Origin of the sequence: Kitasatospora sp. NBC_01266 (assembly GCF_036242395.1) — a bacterium.
Lineage (GTDB): Bacteria > Actinomycetota > Actinomycetes > Streptomycetales > Streptomycetaceae > Kitasatospora.
This window is the reverse complement of the sequence record NZ_CP108458.1, coordinates 5,433,741-5,453,206: the sequence shown is the minus strand read 5'-3', so window position 1 is coordinate 5,453,206 and position 19,466 is coordinate 5,433,741. Positions and strand designations below refer to the sequence as shown.

The window sequence follows — 19,466 nt, the reverse complement described above, 5'->3', positions numbered from 1 at the left end:
TCACCACTGGGTCTTTCGGCGTGTTCTCGGTACTCGTGAACGGTATCACAAACTATTTGATGAGAGCTTTACCATGAACGTGTGGCTCCTGTCACACCGATGGCCCAGTAGTGCCGCCAATCGGGTGAGGCAGATGGAGCAAAGAAGTTGAGACTACGTCAGTTCGATGTCAGGGGCACCGGAGACGGGTTTCGCGGTGCCGCCGCGGTCGGTGCCGTCACGGTCAGTGCCCCGCGATCAGTGCCGTCGCGGTCAGTGCTGGGGGTGCTCGCCGACCGCGCTCGCGCCGGTGCCCAGCTGCCCGAGCAGCTCCTGGTCCTTCGCCGAGAGCTCGGCCATCGCGGGCAGCTCCTCGTGCAGCGGGCCGACCGGACCCCGGTCGGCCGGCTGCGCGGGGCTGGGCGCCTGCGACCGCTCGGCCACCGGCGCCACCGCCCGGCCCTGGGCGGCGGCCCGGGCGCCCTTGCGGTAGCGCGGCGGCACGAAGGACTGCACCGCGGCCGGCGCCTTGGGCCGGAACCACGGCAGCAGCAGCACCACGATGCCGACCAGGCAGAGCCCGGCACAGGTGAGCACCACGGTCCGGCCGGTGTCGGTGAACGAGAAGGCCACCGTGCCGAAGGCGATCAGCGCGGCCCAGAAGTACATGATCAGCACCGCGCGGCTGTGCGAGTGGCCGATCTCCAGCAGCCGGTGGTGCAGGTGCTGCTTGTCGGCGGCGAACGGCGAACGCCCGGCCCAGGTGCGCCGCACCACGGCGAGCAGCAGGTCGGCCAGCGGCAGCGCGATGACCGCCAGCGGCAGCAGCAGCGGGATGTAGATCGGCACCAGGATGTGGGTGGTGGCGGTCTGCGAACCGGCCTGCGCGGTGATCAGGTCCGGGTCGACCCGGCCGGTGACCGAGATCGCGGCGACCGCGAGCATCAGCCCGAGCATCATCGAGCCCGAGTCGCCCATGAAGATCCGGGCCGGGTGCACGTTGTGCGGCAGGAAGCCCAGGCACATGCCGATCAGCAGCGCGCTGAACAGCACGGCGGGCGCCGCCTCGCTGATCGAGTAGACGTACCAGAGCCGGTAGGAGTACAGGAAGAAGGCCATCGCGGCGATGCACACCATGCCGCCCGCCAGGCCGTCCAGGCCGTCGATGAAGTTCACCGCGTTGACCATGACGACCACCAGGGCCACCGAGATGACCATGCCCAGCGTGGGGCTGAGCGACACCGTGCCGACCCCGGGGACCGGGATCGAGATGACCGTGATGCCCTGGTAGACCATCACGCCGGCGGCGATCATCTGGCCGCCCAGCTTCACCAGCGCGTCCACGCCCCACTTGTCGTCCAGTACGCCGATCACCCACATGATGCCGACGCCGGAGAGCAGGGCCTTGATGTCTGAGGAGTCCTGGTGGAACACCTTGCCGAGGTTGCTCAGCTGGAAGGCCACCAGCAGCCCGGCGCAGAGGCCGCCGAACATGGCGATGCCGCCCAGTCGCGGGACCGGCTCGCGGTGCACGTCGCGGGCGCGGACCGGCGGCATCGCACCGGCGATGATCGCGAACTTGCGGACGGGGCCGACCAGCAGGTAGGTGACGGCAGCCGTGCAGAAGACCACGAGCAGGTACTCACGCACCGTCGGCCTCCTTCCGCACGCGCGGCCGAGTGCGCACGGAAGGTACTTCCGCACGGCTGAGGGGTTCGAGGTGCGTCGCCACGGCACCCACCTTATTGAGTCGGACGAGCGCGGTGTGCATCGCGGTTCGCCCTAGCGGCCTTCAGTTGCCCCGAACTCGCGCACCAGCTCCCGCACCCGGGCCGCCACCGCGGTCGGCGCACCCCCGCTGAGCAGGGCGGCGAGCAGTTCGCCGACCTCCGCGAGCTGCTCGACGCCCAATCCGAGCGCCGCCGCCGCGCCGGTGCCGAGTCGGATTCCCGAGGTCTGCGCGGCCGGCGCCGGGTCGAACGGCACCGCGCACTTGCCCAGCAGCAGACCGGCCGCCGCGCAGCGCCGCTCGGCCTGCGCTCCGGTGAGCCGCAGCGGGGCCACGTCGGCGGTCACCAGGTGGGTGTCGGTGCCGCCGGTCAGCGGACGGGCGCCGACCCGCTCGAGAGCCGCCGCCAGGGCGCGTGCACCGTCCACCGCGCGCCGGATGTAGGCGCCGAACTCCGGCGTGGCCGCCTGCGCGAAGGCCACCGCCTTGGCCGCCACCTCGTTCATCGCCGCGCCGCCCTGGGTGAACGGGAAGACCGCCCGGTCCACCCGCTCGGCCAACTCCCCGCCGCAGAGCAGCAGCCCGCCGCGCGGGCCGCGCAGCAGCTTGTGGGTGGCCGCCACCACGATGTCGGCGTACGGCACCGGGGAGGCCGCGACACCGGCCGCCACCAGTCCGGTGATCTGCGCGGCGGTGGCGATCAGGTAGGCGTCCACCTCGTCGGCGATCTCCCGGAAGGCCGCCCAGTCCAGCTGCCGGGGGTAGGAGATCGAACCGGCGATGATCGCCTTGGGCCGGTGCGCCTTGGCCAGCTCGCGCACCTGGTCGAGATCGACAAGCCCGTCCTCCTCGCGCACCCCGTAACCGACCACGTCGAACCAGCGACCGGAGAAGTTGGACCGCGAACCGCAGGACAGGTGCCCGCCGTGCTCCAGTGACATCGCGAGCACCGTGTCGCCCGGCCGCAGCAGCGCCGCGAACGCCGCCAGCATCGCCGAAGTCCCGGACCTCGGCTGGACGTTGGCGTGCTCGGCGGCGAACAGCGCGCGGGCCCGGGAGATCGCCAGCAGCTCGGTGGCGTCCGCCACGGCGCAGCCGGTGTGGTGGCGGTGGCCGGGATAGCCCTCGGCGTACTTGTCGATCAGCGGGCCGGCCAGGGCCGCGCGGACGGCCTCGGTGGCGAGGTTCTCCCCCGCCAGCAGTTGCAGGCTGCCGGCCCGTCGCTCGGCCTCCGCCGAGAGCAGGTCGGCCAGTTCGGGATCGGCCACGCGCAGGGCCGTCGGCGGCTGCCAGCGGCTGCCTGCTTCCAGTCCGTGCGCGGCATCAGCGAGGGTCATGGCGGCGCTCCGGGGCCGTTCGGGCGGTGGAGTCCAGCCTAGGACCGCGCGGGCCGCTGGGCCTGATGGCGCGGGGCCGGTACGCCCGTCAGGGCGGTCACCACCGGGTCGAGCGCGTGGAATATCTCCTCGCCGCAGTTGCGGAACATGCCGATCGGGGCGCCGTAGGGGTCGTCCACCTCGTCCGCCTCCGGGGAGGCGGCCAGCAGCCAGCCGCGCAGTGCGGCGGCCGCCCGCACCAGGGCGCGGGCCCGCTCGGTCACCTCGGCGCCGGTACCCAGCTCGGGCAGGGTGGCCGGGTCTATCGAGCGGACCAGCCGGGTGAACTCCTTGAGCGTGAAGGTGCGCAGGCCCGCCGCGTGCCCCATCGAGATCACCTGCGCGCGGTGGTCCAGGGTCGCGGTGAGCACCAGGTCGGCCTCGACCACGTGCTCGTCCAGCAGCTCGCGGCCGGCGAAGTTGCGGCTGTCCACGCCGTACTCGCCCAGCACGGTGGCCGCGTGCGCCTCCATCGGCGCGCCCTCGTGCCCCCAGGTCCCGGCGCTCTCCACCACGATCCGCCCGGCCGCCCGCTCGCTGAGCCGGGTGTCCAGCTCATGGCGGGTCAGCCGCTCGGCGATCGGCGAGCGGCAGACGTTCCCGGTGCAGACGAAGAGGATCCGGAAGTAGTCCGACGGGCGTGGGGCGACGGCGACGTAGGAGGGCAGCCGGTCGTGGAGCGAGGCCGTCAACTGCCGGCCTCCAGGTCGGGGACGACCTCCCTCAGCTGCTCGATGCTCACGGCACCCGCGCGCAGCAGGACCGGCACCTTGCCGGTGACGTCGACGATGCTGGAGGCCAGGCCGTGCTCGGCCGTGCCGCCGTCCAGGTAGATCGCCACCGAGTCGCCCAGCTGCTGCTCGGCGTCCGCGCAGTCGGCGGGGGCCGGCTGGCCCGACTTGTTGGCGCTGGAGACGGCCAGCGGGCCGGTGGCGTTCAGCAGCTCGATGGCGACCGGGTGCAGCGGCATCCGCACCGCGACGGTGCCACGGGTCTCCCCCAGGTCCCAGCGCAGCGAGGGCTGGTGCTTGGCCACCAGGGTCAGGCCGCCGGGCCAGAAGGCGTCGACCAGCTCCCAGGCCTGCTCGGAGAAGTCGGTGACCAGGCCGTGCAGCGTGGTGGGCGAGCCGACCAGCACCGGGGAGGGCATGTTGCGGCCCCGGCCCTTGGCGGCCAGCAGGCCCGCCACGGCCTCCGGGTTGAAGGCGTCCGCGCCGAGCCCGTAGACGGTGTCGGTCGGCAGCACCACCAGCTCGCCCCGGCGGATCGCCGAGGCGGCCTCGCGCAGCCCGGTGGCACGGTCGCCTGCGTCGGCACAGTCGTAACGGCGGCTCATCGGAACGATCCCCTTCGAAGACGGTTGGTGGTCACAGCTGGATCTTGCGAGCGGTGGTGAACCTCGGGCGGCCGTTGAGATCCCGGTGGTCGGCCGTGTCCGTCCAGCCGCCCTCCTCGTTGAAGATCCACGGCACCTGCCCGCCCTGGGTGTCCGCGTGCTCGATCACCACCGCGCCACCGGGCCGCAGCAGCCGGGCGGCCACCCGCTCGATGCCGCGGATGGTGTCCAAGCCGTCCTCGCCGGAGAAGAGCGAGAGCTCGGGGTCGTGGTCCCTGGCCTCGGGCGCGACGTACTCCCACTCGGTCAGCGGGATGTACGGCGGGTTGCTGATCACCAGGTCGAAGCGGCCGTCCCAGGAGTGGTCGCCGGCGAAGGCCAGAGTGGCATCACCCGCGTGCAGGGTGACCCGGTCACGGTCGGGACTGGCCTCGATGTTGCGGCGGGTGTAGCGCAGCGCGCCCTCGTCCAGCTCGAAGGCGTGCACCATCGAACGGGGCAGCTCCTGGGCCAGGGCGAGCGCGATGGCGCCGGAGCCGGAGCACAGGTCGACCACCAGCGGCTCGGCCACGTCCATCTCGCGGACGGCCTCTATGGCCCACTCCACCACCGTCTCGGTCTCCGGACGCGGCACGAAGACACCGGGGCCCACCTCGAGCTCCAGGTAGCGGAAGAAGGCGCGCCCGGTGATGTGCTGCAGCGGCTCGCGGGCCTCGCGGCGCGAGATCGCCTCCCAGTACCGGGCGTCGAAGTCGGCGTCCGGCACGGTGTGCAGCTGGCTGCGCTTGACGTGGTGGATGTGTGCGGCGAGCTCCTCCGCGTCGAAGCGCGGCGACGGCACGCCGGCCGCGGCCAACCGCTGGGTGGCCTGGGCCACCTCGGCGAGCAGCAGGTTCATCCGTACGTACCCCTCTGCGGTGGTTACTGCTCTTGCGCCGCGGCGAGCTTCGCGGCGGCGTCGGCGTCCACGGCGGACTGGATCAGCGCGTTCAGGTCGCCGTCGAGGACCTGGTCCAGGTTGTACGCCTTGAAGCCGGTGCGGTGGTCCGAGATGCGGTTCTCGGGGAAGTTGTAGGTCCGGATCCGCTCGGAGCGGTCGACCGTGCGGACCTGGCTGCGCCGGGCGTCGGAGGCCTCCTGCTCGGCGGCCTCCACCGCTGCGGCCAGCAGTCGCGACCGCAGGATGCGCATCGCCGACTCCTTGTTCTGCAGCTGGCTCTTCTCGTTCTGGCAGGAGGCCACGATACCGGTCGGCAGGTGGGTGATCCGGACCGCGGAGTCGGTGGTGTTGACCGACTGGCCGCCAGGGCCCGAGGAGCGGTAGACGTCGATCCGCAGGTCGTTCTGGTGGATCTCGACCTCGACCTCCTCGGCCTCCGGGGTGACCAGCACGCCGGCGGCGGAGGTGTGGATCCGGCCCTGCGACTCGGTGGCGGGCACCCGCTGCACCCGGTGCACGCCGCCCTCGTACTTCAGGCGCGCCCAGACGCCCTGGCCGGGCTCGGTCATCCCCTTGGTCTTCACGGCCACCGAGACGTCCTTGTAGCCGCCGAGGTCGGACTCGTTGGCGTCGATGATCTCGGTCTTCCAGCCCACCCGCTCGGCGAACCGCAGGTACATCCGCAGCAGGTCGCCGGCGAACAGCGCGGACTCCTCGCCGCCCTCGCCCGCCTTGACCTCCAGGATGACGTCCTTGTCGTCGTTGGGGTCACGCGGGACCAGCAGCAGCCGCAGTTCCTCGGTCAGCTCCGCCTGGCGCTGCTCGGCGGCCTTCGCCTCGGCCAGGAACCCGGGGTCCTCGGCGGCGAACTCGCGGGCCGCGGCGATGTCCTCGCCGGCCTGCCGCCAGGCCCGGTAGGTGCGGGTGATCGGGGTCAGCTCGGCGTAGCGCTTGGACAGCTTGCGGGCGTTCGCCTGGTCAGCGTGCACCGACGGGTCGGCCAGCCGCTCTTCGAGGGCGGCGTGCTCGATGAGGAGCTCTTCGACTGCCTCGAACATGGGGGTGGTCCTACTTCCCGTGGGTGCCGATGGGGGTGGGGGGAACTGCTGGAACTGCCCGGGGACTGCCCGGAGCTGCCGGAACCGCTGGAGACGCCAACGGCGCCGACCCGGACGCCCCCGTGAACCGGGGACGCCAGAGGTCGGCGCCGCGTGAGCGCTAGGACCGGTTGCCGCTGAGGCCCTTGCCGAAGCGCGCCTCGAAGCGGGCCACGCGGCCACCGGTGTCGAGGATCTTCTGCTTGCCGGTGTAGAACGGGTGGCAGGCCGAGCAGACCTCGGCGCGGATCACGCCGGAGGGCTCGGTGGAGCGGGTGGTGAACTCGTTGCCACAGGTGCAGGTCACCGAGGTGACCACGTACGTGGGGTGAACGTCGCGCTTCAAGGGATTCTCCTAGGTATCGGGAGGGCACCGGGTCGGCTGCGGGTGCAGCACGTGAACCGGGACCGACGGACCAGTGTGCCAGCACTGGCCGCTTCTTCCCAAACCGGCGCCGACCCGCGGATATTCCGTCGCCTCCGGTCGGCTCAGGAGTGCGGTGCCGACGGCGGTGCCGACCCGGTCGCGGCCGGACTCGTCGCCCCGGTCGCGGCCCCACCCGTGGGATCGGCCGGGTTGACCGGCCCGCTGCCGGCGCCCGGCTGCGGCACGCCCTCATCGGCCCGCAGCGCGGCCCAGAGCTGCCCGGCCTGCGGCTGCTGGGCCACCACCCGGTTCGGATCGCCGGGCGCGCCGACCACCGGCATGGTGACCATGGTCAGGTGGGCGGTGCCGATCCCCTCGAGCGCCTCGCCGAGCCCGGTCAGCGCGCTCACCGAGGCCAGCTGGGAGTCGGTGGTGATGGACCTGGTCAGCGTGGAGCCGACGGTGTAGAGCTTGGCCGGGTTGCCGAACATCCCGATCGAGCCGACCTGGGTGATGATCGACTTCACCATCTCCTTCTGCAGCTCGATCCGGCCCAGGTCGCTGCCATCCCCCACGCCGTGCCGGGTGCGCACGAAGGCCAGCGCCTGGTCGCCGCCCAGGTGGTGGGTGCCCGCCGGGAGGTCCAGGCCGCTGTCCTGGTCGTGGATGTCCACCGAGGTGGTGACGGTGACCCCGCCGATCGCGTTGATGAAGCCCGCGAAGCCGGCGAAGTCGACCTCGATGAAGTGGTTCATCCGCAGCCCGGTGAGCTGCTCGGTGGTCCTCACCGCGCAGGCCGCGCCGCCGGCCTCGAAGGCGCTGTTGTACATCGCACCGGCCAGCGCGGGCACCGGGGTGCCGCCGGGGGCGGTGCAGGCGGGCCGGTTCACCAGGGTGTCACGCGGGATGGAGACCACGGTGGCGGCCGAGTGGCTCTGGTTGACGTGCACCAGCATCGCGGTGTCCGAGCGGGCGGTGCCGTCGGTCGTCCCGCCCGCCAGCGTGCCGTTCGCACCGGACCGCGAGTCGGAGCCGAGCACCAGCACGTTGAACGAGCCGTTGGCGGGGACCGAGGGGCGACCGCTGCCGAGCTGGGAGTCGATGTCGACGCTTCGGATGTTCGAGTCCCAGGTCCAGTACACGTAGCCGGCCGTACCGACGCCGGCCAGCACCAGGGCCAGGGCCGTGAGGCCCGCCGCCCGCAGCACTCTGGCCCTGCGGGTGCGGGTCCCGCGGCGCCCGCCCGGAGTGGGGTTCTGCTCTGCCTCGGCCATCGGTCCCGGTCCTCACGTCGGTCGGCACACTGGCTGACCTTTTGAGGATAGATGAGGCATTAGAACCTTATGTCCGTTTAGCCCCGCCGCCCCTGCCCGCTCCCCCGCACCGGTGCGGCGACGCCGAACGCCGCGGGCGGCCACTGGAACCCAGTGGCCGCCCGCGGCGCTGATCCGAGGAACCGTCAGTCGCCCGACCCCGGCGTGGTCTTGGCGATCTGCATCAGGAACTCGGCGTTGGACTTGGTCTGCTTCATCTTGTCCAGCAGCAGCTCGATCGCCTGCTGCGAGTCGAGCGCGTGCAGCACCCGACGCAGCTTCCAGGTGATCGCCAGCTCCTCGCTGCCGAGCAGGATCTCCTCCTTGCGGGTGCTGGACGCGTCCACGTCCACCGCCGGGAAGATGCGCTTGTCGGCGAGCTTGCGGTCCAGCCGCAGCTCCATGTTGCCGGTGCCCTTGAACTCCTCGAAGACCACCTCGTCGGCCCGCGAGCCGGTCTCCACCAGCGCGGTGGCCAGGATGGTCAGCGAGCCGCCGTTCTCGATGTTGCGCGCGGCACCGAAGAACTTCTTCGGCGGGTAGAGCGCGGTCGAGTCGACACCACCGGACAGGATGCGGCCGGAGGCGGGGGCCGCCAGGTTGTAGGCACGGCCCAGACGGGTGATCGAGTCGAGCAGGATCACCACGTCGTGGCCCAGCTCCACCAGGCGCTTGGCGCGCTCGATGGCCAGCTCCGCGACCGTGGTGTGGTCCTCGGCCGGGCGGTCGAAGGTCGAGGAGATGACCTCGCCCTTGACCGAGCGCTGCATGTCGGTGACCTCTTCCGGACGCTCGTCGACCAGGACGACCATCAGGTGGCACTCGGGGTTGTTGCGGGTGATCGCGTTGGCGATCGCCTGCATGATCATCGTCTTGCCGGTCTTCGGCGGGGCGACGATCAGACCGCGCTGGCCCTTGCCGATCGGCGACACCAGGTCGATGATCCGGGTGGTCAGCACGCCTGGGTCGGTCTCCAGGCGCAGCCGCTCCTGCGGGTAGAGCGGGGTGAGCTTGCCGAACTCGGGGCGGTTGCGACCGCTCTCCGGGTCCATGCCGTTCACCGAGTCCAGCCGCACCATGGCGTTGAACTTCTCGCGGCGCTCGCCGTCGCGCGGCTGGCGCACCGCACCGGTGATCGCGTCACCCTTGCGCAGGCCGTTCTTGCGGACCTGGGCGAGCGAGACGTAGACGTCGTTCGAGCCCGGCAGGTAGCCGGAGGTGCGCACGAAGGCGTAGTTGTCCAGGATGTCCAGGATGCCCGCGACGGGGATCAGCACATCGTCGTCGCCCACCTGCGGCTCGGCCACGGCGCCCTCGAAGCCGTCGCGGCGCCCGCGCCGGTTGCGGTCGCGGTAGCGGCCCCGGCGGCCGCGCCGACCGTCGCCGAACTCGTCGTCGTCGTAGCCGCCTTGCTGCGCGGCGGGCTGCTGCTGCTGGGCGGCGGCGGGCTGCTGCGCGGCCGGCTGCTGGGCACCCTGCTGGCCGCCGTCCCGGCGGTCGGCGCGGTCCCGGCGGTTGCGCCGGTCACGACGCGACTCGCGGCCGTCGCCGCCCTCGCCCTCAACGGTCTCGGTGCGCTGCTCACCGCGCTCGCGGCGCTCACGGCGGTCGCGGCGGCCCTCGCGCTGGTCCTCGCGGCCCTCGGAGGTGCGGGTCTGCTCGGTGCGGACCTCGGTCCTGGCCTCGGCCGGCTCGGCGGCGGTCTCCACCGCGGTGGCGGTGGGGGCCTCGGCGGCAGCGGCGGCGACCGGAGCCGTGGGGGCACCGGCGGCGGCGGTGGCCCGGCGACGGCCGCGCTCGGCCCGCGCCGGAGCGGCGGTCTCGGGGGCCGCCTGGCCCGGGATCTCGATCTGGGCCGGCGCCTCGGCGGCGGCCGCGGGGGCGGCTGCGGCCCGGGTCCGGCGAGCCGGCTTCTCGGCCGGCTCGGTGGCGGCGGGGGCACTCTCCTTGGCCGCCTTGGCCGGCGCCGCAGCGCCGGCGGAGGCGAGCAGCGGGTCGCCGCCGCTCTTCTCCTTGATGGCCTCGATGAGCTGGCTCTTGCGCATCCGCCCGGTACCGCTGATGCCGAGCGTCGAGGCGAGCTTCTGCAGCTCGGCCAGGACCAGACCGTCAAGGCCTGCGGCAGCGGTACGGCGGCGCTTGGCCGGCGCCGCGGGGGCGGCGGGCGCGTCCGTCGCGTCGGCGTCCGGGCGCGCGCCCATCAGATCGGTGGTGTCGCTCACTAAGGGTCCTTCCCTGGAGCGGACGTCGGCCTGTCTGGCTCGGCGACCGGTTGTGCTGTCTGACCTGGGCTCTGCTGTGCACAGGTCCGATGCGGTAGTCCCTCCACCACGGCGGGGCCGGCTGGGGGGAGAGGTGCGAAGTGCGGTGCACGAGGCACGGTGGAGCGAAAAGGCACGGCGGCGGCCAGTCGAAACAGCACCGCATGCCGCCCGCGCTGCCTGCGAAACCCGGGCCCCCGTCGCGTGACGGTCTCCCGCGCTCCGGCCGCCCGGCCTCAGCTGGAGGCCGGCCCAGGCGGGTGGGGGTCAGGATCCGACACGGCTTCGGGATGCGACCGCAATCGCGCAGGCAGGCTGCGTACGCGCTGTGGCGGGCTCCCGGAGAATCGTGGTCCCCGACAACGCCGTGACCCCGCGAAAGCGGGCTCAGAGGAGGGGGACGCGGTGCACCGGGCCCCGCGGGGCGCCTGATGCAGCATTGAGGTTAACACTACCGACCCCCTCACACATTCCCCAGCCTGCTGCTTGCCAATCGTGTCCGTCGCGCCGACCGGTTGGGCGCACGGCCGTGCGGTAGCCGACCGCGCCGGTAGCGCACGGTCCGGCCTGCCGCAACGGTCATCCGTCCAACGGCAGGACGCCCGCTCCGTCACGGTCGAGCCGAAGCCGGTGGGCGGCGAACGACTCTCCCGCGAACTGCAGCAGTTTGTCGGCGCCGGCCTCGTCGGTCAGCGCGAGCACGGTGGGACCCGCGCCGGAGATCACCGCGGGCACGCCCTCCGAGCGCAGCGCGGCCACCAGGGCGGCGCTGTCCGGCATCGCGGCGGCGCGGTAGTCCTGGTGCAGCCGGTCCTCGGTGGCGGCGAGCAGCAGCTCGGGGCGCCTGGTCAGCGCCTCCACGAGCAGTGCGGAGCGGCCGGCGTTGGCAGCCGCGTCGGCCAGCGGGACGGTCTTCGGCAGCAGGCCGCGCGCGGTCTCGGTGAGCACCTCGGTGGCCGGGACGAAGACCACCGGGACCACCTCGGCGGCCGGGTCGAGGCGGACCGCCCTGGCCCGGTCCTCATCGGTCCAGGCGATGGTGAACCCACCCGCCAGACAGGCGGCGACGTTGTCCGGGTGACCCTCCAACTCGGAGGCGAGGGCCAGCATCGCGGCATCGTCGAGGGCGGCGGGGCCGCCGATGGTGACGGCGCGGGCGGCGACGATGCCCGCGCAGATCGCGGCCGAGGAGGAGCCCAGGCCGCGCCCGTGCGGTATCCGGTTGGCGCAGACCACTTCGAGGCCGCGCGGCTGCCCGCCCAGCCGGTCGAAGGCCGCGCGCATCGCGCGGACCACCAGGTGGCGCTCGTCGCGGGCGAGTGTCTCGGCGCCCTCCCCCGCGATGTCCACGGTCAGCCCGGAGTCGGCGACCCGGACCACGATGTCGTCGTACAGGCCCAGGGCGAGTCCGAAGGCGTCGAAGCCCGGACCCAGGTTGGCGCTGGTCGCGGGGACCCGTACCCGGACGGCGGCGGCACGGAACGCGGGAGGGGCCATGCGGTGGACTCTCCTGAGGAGTGAGGCAGGCCCGTCGTGGGGCCCTGCGGTGGTACGGCGGCGAGGGTCAATACGCTGCGTGCGGCGGGGGCCCGCCCCGCGGGGCAACGGCCGAGTCATTGGCATGTGCCACACCGCCATGGTCCAGCGTATCGAAGAGAGGTTCCACAGCGGTACACCCCGCTCCCTCTCGATCTACCGTGTTGCAGGTTATGGCCGGAATCCAGCCGGAATTGGCAACACAAACGGACATCATCAGTGCGTCAAAGGACAACGCAAACAACAACGAAAGCGACAGCGGGGCAGTTACTCATCCACTTCGGGGCAGTGGACCGCACACCCCCTTTCGGGGCACCCCCGGCGCGCCGGATGGGCCGATCCCGCAGGACCGGCCCATCCGGGTCGAACGCGCTCGACGGAGCGTCAGTCCAGCAGCCCCAGCCGTACCGCGGCCGCCTCGGCGCTGACCGGGACCACCTGCGGCTGCGGCGCACCGGCCACCGCCCAGTCCGGGTCCTTGAGGCCGTTGCCGGTCACCGTGCAGACGATCCGCTGGCCCGGGTCGACCAGTCCGGCCTCCACCTTGGCCAGCAGGCCGGCCACGCTGGCGGCCGAGGACGGCTCCACGAAGACGCCCTCGCGCGCCGCCAACAGCCGGTAGGCGGACAGGATCTGACGGTCGGTCACCTTGTCGATCAGACCGCCCGACTCGTCCCGGGCCGCCTCGGCGAAGCCCCAGGAGGCCGGGTTGCCGATCCGGATCGCGGTGGCGATGGTCTGCGGCTTGAGCACCGGGGCGCCGTCCACGATCGGGGCCGAGCCGGAGGCCTGGAAGCCCCACATCCGGGGCTTGCGGGTGGCCAGACCGTCCGCCGCGTACTCGCGGTAGCCCTTCCAGTAGGCGGTGATGTTGCCCGCGTTGCCGACCGGCAGCACGTGGATGTCGGGGGCGTCGCCGAGCATGTCGACGATCTCGAAGGCGGCCGTCTTCTGACCCTCGATCCGCACCGGGTTCACCGAGTTCACCAGCGCGACGGGGTAGTTCTCGGACAGTTCACGCGCCAGGGTGAGGCAGTCGTCGAAGTTTCCGTCCACCTGGAGGATCTTCGAGCCGTGCACCAGCGCCTGGCCCATCTTGCCCAGCGCGATCTTGCCCTGCGGCACCAGCACCGCGCAGACCAGGCCGGCCCGGACCGCGTAGGCGGCGGCCGAGGCCGAGGTGTTGCCGGTGGAGGCGCAGATCACGGCCTGGGCGCCGTCGGCCTTCGCCTTGGAGATCGCCATCGTCATGCCCCGGTCCTTGAAGGAACCGGTCGGGTTGGCGCCCTCGACCTTGAGGTAGACGTCACAGCCGGTCTTCTCGGAGAGCACCTGGGCGCGGACCAGGGGCGTGCCGCCCTCCAGCAGGGTGACCACCGGCGTGCTCGCGTCCACCGGCAGGCGGTCGCGGTACTCCTCGATGATTCCGCGCCACTGGTGGGTCCGGCCACCGACCTTGTCGATCACGGCGTTCATGGCTGTCATTCCCCTTCAACCCGCATGATGCTGGCCACATCCCGCACGCTGTCCAGCGCACGGAGCTTGTCCACGGTCGCCGACAGCGCGGCGTCGGTGGCCCGGTGGGTCACCACGACCAGCGAGGCGTCGCCGTCGCGGCCCTGCTGGCGCACCGTGTCGATGGAGACCCCGTGCTCGGCGAAGACCGAGGCCACCTGGGCCAGCACGCCCGCGCGGTCGTCCACGTCCAGGCTGACGTGGTAGCGGGTGATGACCTGGTCCATCGGCTTGGCCGGCAGCTGGGTGTAGACCGAGTGGCCGGGGCCGGTGGCGCCGCCGAGCCTGTTGCGGCAGACCGCGACCAGGTCGCCGAGCACCGCGGAGGCGGTCGGCGCGCCGCCCGCGCCCGGCCCGTAGAACATCAGCCGGCCGGCCGCCTCGGCCTCGACGAAGACCGCGTTGTAGGCCTCGCGGACCGAGGCCAGCGGGTGGCTGAGCGGGATCATCGCCGGGTGCACCCGGGCGGTGACCGACTCGCCGTCGGCGGCCCGCTCGCAGATCGCCAGCAGCTTGACCACGCAGCCCATCGCCTTGGCGCTGGCGATGTCGGCGGCGGTCACCTCGGTGAGGCCCTCGCGGTAGACGTCCGCGGCGGTGACCTTGGTGTGGAAGGCGATGCCGGCCAGGATCGCGGCCTTGGCGGCCGCGTCGAAGCCCTCCACGTCGGCGGTCGGGTCGGCCTCGGCGTAACCGAGCGCGGTGGCCTCCTCCAGCGCCTCCGAGTAGCCGGCGCCGGTGGTGTCCATCTTGTCGAGGATGAAGTTGGTGGTCCCGTTGACGATGCCGAGCACCCGGTTGACCCGGTCGCCGGCCAGCGACTCGCGCAGCGGGCGGATCAGCGGGATCGCGCCGGCCACCGCGGCCTCGTAGTACAGGTCCACCCCGGCCTCGGCGGCGGCGGCGTGCAGCTGGGCACCGTCCTTGGCGAGCAGCGCCTTGTTGGCGCTGACCACCGAGGCACCGTGCCCGAACGCGGCGAGGATGAGGTGCTTGGACGGCTCGATGCCGCCGACCACCTCGATCACCACGTCGATGTCACCGCGCTTGACCAGCGCCTCGGCGTCGGTGGTGATCAGGTGCTCGGGGACGCCCGGACGGGGACGGCCGGCCCGGCGGACCGCGATGCCGGCGAGCTCGACCGGCGCGCCGATCCGCGCGGCGAGGTCGGCGGCGTCTGTCGTCATGATGCGCGCCACCTCGGAGCCCACCACACCACAGCCCAGCAACGCCACCTTCAGCGGCCGCGTACGCATCATCCGACTCCGCTCATCCATCTCGTTTCCGACGGCATTTCGGCGAGCCGCCGGATTTGGCTGGTTCCAGTCTCGGGGACAATGCGGAAAGATCTACGGGTGTCTCAAGATCCGAGACAGGATTTCCGTCATCCGATATCGAGACGCAGGAGATCCTCTTCCGTCTCGCGCCGTACGATCACCCGCGCCGCGCCGTCCGCGACCGCCAGCACCGGCGGCCGCAGGGCGTGGTTGTAGTTGCTCGCCATCGAGCGGCAGTAGGCGCCGGTGGCCGGCACCGCGATCAGGTCACCGGGCGTCAGATCGGCGGGCAGGAAGGCGTCCCGGACCACGATGTCACCCGATTCGCAGTGCTTGCCGACCACCCGCACCAGCATCGGCTCGGCCTGGCTGGTCCGGGAGACCAGCGCCACCGAGTAGTCGGCGTCGTAGAGCGCGGTGCGGATGTTGTCCGACATCCCGCCGTCCACGCTGACGTAGGTGCGCAGCCCCGGCAGCGGCTTGACCGTGCCGACCCGGTAGAGCGTGAAGGCGGTCGGACCCACGATCGCCCGGCCCGGCTCCACGCTCAGGCGCGGGGTGGCGAGCTCCTTGGCCGCGCACTCGCGGCGAACGATCTCGGCCAGCGCGGTGGCGATCTCCCCCGGCTCGCGCGGGTCGTCCTCGCTGGTGTACGCGATGCCCAGGCCCCCACCGAGGTCGATCTCCGGCAGCTCGACGCCGTGCTCGTCGCGGATCCGGGCGAGCAGCGCGACCACCCGGTGGGCGGCGACCTCGAAGGCGGCGGTGTCGAAGATCTGCGAGCCGATGTGCGAGTGCAGGCCGCGCAGTTCCAGGCTGTCGCGGCCCAGCACGTCCCGGACCGCCCGCGCGGCCGAGCCCTGGGCGAGCGAGAAGCCGAACTTCTGGTCCTCGTGCGCGGTGGCGATGAACTCGTGGGTGTGCGCCTCGACGCCCACCGTCACCCGGATCAGCACCGGCTGGCGGACTCCCTGCCGCTCGGCGATCTCGGCCAGCCGCTCGATCTCCAGCGTGGAGTCGATCACGATGTGGCCGACCCCGGCCTTGACCGCCTGCTCCAGCTCGGCGACCGACTTGTTGTTGCCGTGCAGCGCGATCCGCTCCGGCGGCATCCCGGCGGCCAGCGCCACCGCCAGCTCGCCGGGGCTGCACACGTCGACGCTCAGCCCCTCCTCGTGCAGCCAGCGGACCACGGCCTTGGAGAGGAAGGCCTTGCCCGCGTAGTAGACGTCGGCCGCCACGCCCTCGGCCCCGAACGCGCGGTGCCAGGCCCGGGCCCGGGCCCGGAAGTCGGCCTCGTCCAGCACGTAGGCCGGGGTGCCGAACTCGGCGGCGAGCGCCGTGACCGTGATCCCGCCGACGGTGGCCACCCCGTTCGCGTCCCGGGTGACCGTCCGGGACCAGACCTTGGGGTCCAGTGCGTTCAGGTCGCTCGGCGGGGCCAGGTAGTGGCCCTCGGGCAGCACGTCACCGTGCCGGGGACCTGCGGGGTGCGCGGAGCGGCTCATGGTGCGGCGCTCTCTCTCGTGGGGCGGGGTGCGCGGGCGCCGGAGGACCGGCGCCCGCGCCGTGGTTGCTACATCCGCTCGGGGGCGGAGACGCCGAGCAGCGCGAGGCCGTTGGCCAGGACGGTCTTGGTCGCCTCGACCAGCCAGAGCCGGGCCCGGTGGGTGTCGGTCAGCTCCTCGTCGCCCTTGGGCAGGAACTGGCAGTTCTCGTACAGCCGGTGGTAGCGGCCGGCCAGGTCCTCCAGGTAGCGGGCCACTCGATGGGGCTCGCGCAGCTCGCCCGCTGTGGCGACCACGCGCGGGAACTCGCCCAGCGCGCCGAGGATGTCGTTCTCCCACTCGGTGGCCAGCAGCTCGGGCCTGAACTCGGCGGCCGCGCCCTTGTCGACGCCCAGCTCGGCGGCCTTGCGGGCCACGCCGCACATCCGGGTGTGCGCGTACTGGACGTAGTAGACCGGGTTCTCGTTGGTCTGGCTGGTCAGCACGTTGATGTCGAGCGTGATCGTGGAGTCGGTGGAGGAGCGGCTCAGCGTGTACCGCGCGGCGTCCACGCCGATCCAGTCGACCACGTCGTCGATGGTGATGATGTTGCCGGCCCGCTTGGACATGCGGACCTCCTCACCATCGCGCAGCATCTTGACGAACTGGCCGATCTTGACCTCGATGTTGCGGTTCATGTCGTCGCCCGCGCAGGCCGCGATGGCCTTCAGCCGGTTGACGTAGCCGTGGTGGTCGGCGCCCAGCATGTAGACGCTCACCTCGGAACCGCGGTCACGCTTGCTGAGGTAGTAGGCGGCGTCGGCGGCGAAGTAGGTGGTCTCGCCGTCGGCCTTGATCAGCACGCGGTCCTTGTCGTCACCGAAGTCGGTGGTACGCAGCCAGATCGCGCCGTCCTGGTCGAAGACGTGGCCCTGCTCGCGCAGCCGCTCGATCGACTTGGTGACCGCGCCGGAGTCGTGCAGCGACTTCTCGGAGAACCAGGTGTCGAAGTGGGTGCCGAACTCGTCCATCGAGCGCTTGATCTCGGCCACCATCAGCTGCAGACCGTGCACCCGGAAGGCGTGGAGCTGCTCGTCCTCGGGCAGCTCGAGGACGCCCGGCACGCTGTCGGTGATCGCCTTGGCGATGTCCGCGATGTACTCGCCGACGTAGCCGTCGGCCGGGACCGGCCGGCCGTTCGCGGCGGCCTGCAGGGAGGCGGCGAACTTGGAGATCTGCACGCCGGCGTCGTTCAGGTAGTACTCGGTGGTGACGTCCGCGCCGGTGGCCTTGAGGATGCGCGCGAGCGAGTCGCCGACCGCCGCCCAGCGGACGCCGCCGATGTGGATCGGGCCGGTCGGGTTGGCGGAGACGAACTCCAGGTTGATCTTCAGGCCCTTGAGCGCTTCGTTGCGGCCGTACGCCTGGCCGGCCTCGACGATGCTGCGGGCCAGCTCGCCCTGGGTGGCGGCGTCCAGCGTGATGTTGAGGAAGCCCGGCCCGGCGATGTCCACCTTGGCGACGCCGGGCAGCTCTCGCAGTCGGGCGGCGACCAGCTCGGCGACCGCGCGCGGCGGCTTGCCGGCCGGCTTGGCGAGCTGGAGCGCCACGTTGGTGGCGTAGTCGCCGTGGTCGCGGTTCTTGGGTCGCTCGACCGTCACCGTCTCGGGGACGTCGACGGACAGCTCGCCCGCCTCAACGGCGGCGCGCACGGCGACCTGGACTGCCTGGGAGAGCTCTGCGGGTGTCACGCGCCCAAGCCTAGGCGAGAGGGGGCACCGGACCGCCACTCGGTTTGCCGGTTGGGACGCACGGGTCGGAGCCGGGGTGTTCGCTACAAGCGAACGTCACCGCCGCCGAAGGTCATTCCACCGTTCCGCCCGTTCTCCTTGATGGCCATCAGCCGGTGCACCAGCGCCACCAGATCCGCCGGATCGAACGGCTTGCCGAGATACCCGTCCACCCCGACCGACTCCCCCCGGTCCAGATCCGCCGGCGTGCACGCGCTCACGATCGCGATCGGCAACCCCGCCGTGTGCTGCTCGGCCCGCAACCGTGCCGCCGTCCGCAGCCCGTCCAGCCGGGGCATCATCACGTCGAGCGTCACCACGTCCGGCCGCACCCGGCGGACCACCTCCAGGCACTCGGCACCGTCGGCCGCGGTCACCACCTCGAAGCCCTCCAGCTCCAGGTTGACCCTGATCAGCTGACGGATCACCTCGCTGTCGTCCACCACGAGAACCCGCCCCGACACGCCTCCCGACACCCCTCGAGGGTAAGGCGGGAGGAGGGCGCGCGTCCGGGCTTTGCGGAGGTCGGCGGGCGGGGCCGGAGCGGGCGCGGGAGACCCCTGCACGGAGCACGCCCCCGAGCTGGTAATGTTCTTCCCGTCGCAGCGATGCGGCGGGAAACACCCAGCAGGCCCCCGTAGCTCAGGGGATAGAGCACCGCCCTCCGGAGGCGGGTGCGTAGGTTCGAATCCTACCGGGGGCACTTCGCAAGAAGTGCTGATTGAGGCCCAGGTCAAGTGACCTGGGCCTTCGTCATGTTCGGAGCGTTCTCCGGTCGCGCCGGGATCCAGCTGACGAGAGATCAGGCAGCCCTGCTCAGCCGAAGGTCGACGAACGAGCAGTCGCGCAGCACCCGGACCAGCTGGGTGGCGAGGATCCAACGGGCACGCGGGTCGTCCACCCCGGCGATCACGTCGGTGACGGCGCGCGGCGACGGCGCGGCGGGCCGGTAGCGACCGCCGTACACACCGTGCGTCCCGAACTCCCGTTCCCGCACGGCCACACAGCCACCCCGCAGATGCGGGCAGCGCCGGGCGGCAGTGTCCGCACAGCCGAGGCAGACCGGCGGATGGGTGGCGGCCATGCCCTCGGGCCAGCCGGGCCAGTCGGCGCGGTCGTCCTTGAGCAGCCAGAGGACACCATCCCCGGTACGGCTGGCCGGCCCACCGCAGACCTGGCAGAGCAGCGCGCGCATCGCCCGTCGCTGGCGGCCGGTGTGGACGCGGCCGAAGTCCGGACGGCCCCGGCCGCGACCGAGTGTCATGCGAGCCCAGAGGATGCCGTCGGCGTCTCGGTCGTGCGGAACCTCGTCGCGGTAGGCGATACCGCCTGCGGGGTGGGCGACGACCTCGTAGCGGGCGTACTGCTCGGCGCTCCAGGCGGTGATGTAGGGGACGGCATTCGATTGCGTGGCGGCTTCGGCCATCAGAACCTCCAGACTTGATGCAGCTTCTCTAGAGAAG

The 19,466-nt window shown here is 72.1% G+C and carries 16 protein-coding genes and 1 tRNA gene; 1 reads left to right on the top strand and 16 read right to left on the bottom strand.

Annotated elements, in window-relative coordinates; genetic code table 11:
- Positions 1 to 252: 252 nt before the first annotated feature.
- The 15 genes from OG403_RS23870 to OG403_RS23800 form a co-directional block, all read right to left on the bottom strand.
- The gene (locus tag OG403_RS23870) at positions 253 to 1,629 is read right to left on the bottom strand and encodes an MraY family glycosyltransferase (RefSeq protein ID WP_329567648.1); all 1,377 of its coding nucleotides are present in this window, start codon (positions 1,627 to 1,629) and stop codon (positions 253 to 255) included.
- A 132-nt stretch (positions 1,630 to 1,761) separates the two neighbouring features.
- Positions 1,762 to 3,045: a serine hydroxymethyltransferase gene (glyA, locus tag OG403_RS23865; RefSeq protein ID WP_329567646.1), complete on the bottom strand. Its 1,284-nt coding sequence runs from the start codon at positions 3,043 to 3,045 to the stop codon at positions 1,762 to 1,764.
- Between the two features lie 38 nt (positions 3,046 to 3,083).
- Positions 3,084 to 3,752, bottom strand: coding sequence for an arsenate reductase/protein-tyrosine-phosphatase family protein (locus tag OG403_RS23860; protein ID WP_329572500.1), 669 nt, complete (start codon positions 3,750 to 3,752; stop codon positions 3,084 to 3,086).
- 20 nt (positions 3,753 to 3,772) lie between these two features.
- Positions 3,773 to 4,420: an L-threonylcarbamoyladenylate synthase gene (locus tag OG403_RS23855; protein WP_329567644.1), complete on the bottom strand. Its 648-nt coding sequence runs from the start codon at positions 4,418 to 4,420 to the stop codon at positions 3,773 to 3,775.
- Between the two features lie 31 nt (positions 4,421 to 4,451).
- Positions 4,452 to 5,318, bottom strand: coding sequence for a peptide chain release factor N(5)-glutamine methyltransferase (gene prmC, locus OG403_RS23850; RefSeq protein ID WP_329567642.1), 867 nt, complete (start codon positions 5,316 to 5,318; stop codon positions 4,452 to 4,454).
- A 23-nt stretch (positions 5,319 to 5,341) separates the two neighbouring features.
- Positions 5,342 to 6,418 (bottom strand): peptide chain release factor 1, encoded by a 1,077-nt coding sequence (gene prfA, locus OG403_RS23845; protein WP_329567641.1) that lies wholly within the window; start codon positions 6,416 to 6,418, stop codon positions 5,342 to 5,344.
- A 160-nt stretch (positions 6,419 to 6,578) separates the two neighbouring features.
- Positions 6,579 to 6,803, bottom strand: coding sequence for a 50S ribosomal protein L31 (gene rpmE / locus OG403_RS23840; RefSeq protein WP_329567639.1), 225 nt, complete (start codon positions 6,801 to 6,803; stop codon positions 6,579 to 6,581).
- A 143-nt stretch (positions 6,804 to 6,946) separates the two neighbouring features.
- Positions 6,947 to 8,098, bottom strand: a complete 1,152-nt coding sequence (locus OG403_RS23835) for an LCP family protein (RefSeq protein ID WP_329567637.1) — start codon at positions 8,096 to 8,098, stop codon at positions 6,947 to 6,949.
- Between the two features lie 185 nt (positions 8,099 to 8,283).
- Positions 8,284 to 10,359, bottom strand: a complete 2,076-nt coding sequence (rho, locus tag OG403_RS23830) for a transcription termination factor Rho (protein ID WP_329567636.1) — start codon at positions 10,357 to 10,359, stop codon at positions 8,284 to 8,286.
- Positions 10,360 to 10,977: 618 nt separating this feature from the next.
- The gene (gene thrB / locus OG403_RS23825) at positions 10,978 to 11,895 is read right to left on the bottom strand and encodes a homoserine kinase (protein WP_329567635.1); all 918 of its coding nucleotides are present in this window, start codon (positions 11,893 to 11,895) and stop codon (positions 10,978 to 10,980) included.
- A gap of 423 nt (positions 11,896 to 12,318) precedes the next feature.
- Entirely contained in the window at positions 12,319 to 13,410 is a 1,092-nt protein-coding gene (gene thrC / locus OG403_RS23820) for a threonine synthase (RefSeq protein WP_329567633.1), read from the bottom strand.
- Positions 13,411 to 13,415: 5 nt separating this feature from the next.
- Complete coding sequence (locus OG403_RS23815) at positions 13,416 to 14,708, bottom strand: homoserine dehydrogenase (protein ID WP_329567631.1); 1,293 nt, start codon at positions 14,706 to 14,708, stop codon at positions 13,416 to 13,418.
- Between the two features lie 125 nt (positions 14,709 to 14,833).
- Entirely contained in the window at positions 14,834 to 16,234 is a 1,401-nt protein-coding gene (gene lysA, locus OG403_RS23810) for a diaminopimelate decarboxylase (protein ID WP_329567629.1), read from the bottom strand.
- A gap of 68 nt (positions 16,235 to 16,302) precedes the next feature.
- The gene (argS, locus tag OG403_RS23805; protein ID WP_329567626.1) at positions 16,303 to 17,964 is read right to left on the bottom strand and encodes an arginine--tRNA ligase; all 1,662 of its coding nucleotides are present in this window, start codon (positions 17,962 to 17,964) and stop codon (positions 16,303 to 16,305) included.
- 83 nt (positions 17,965 to 18,047) lie between these two features.
- A complete protein-coding gene (locus OG403_RS23800) occupies positions 18,048 to 18,479 on the bottom strand; it encodes a response regulator (protein ID WP_329567624.1) in 432 nt (143 codons plus the stop codon).
- A 155-nt stretch (positions 18,480 to 18,634) separates the two neighbouring features.
- Here OG403_RS23800 and OG403_RS23795 point away from each other — a divergent pair.
- Positions 18,635 to 18,706 (top strand) — tRNA-Arg (locus tag OG403_RS23795).
- 99 nt (positions 18,707 to 18,805) lie between these two features.
- Here OG403_RS23795 and OG403_RS23790 read toward each other — a convergent pair.
- Positions 18,806 to 19,429, bottom strand: a complete 624-nt coding sequence (locus OG403_RS23790; RefSeq protein ID WP_329567622.1) for a hypothetical protein — start codon at positions 19,427 to 19,429, stop codon at positions 18,806 to 18,808.
- Between the last annotated feature and the right edge of the window lie 37 nt (positions 19,430 to 19,466).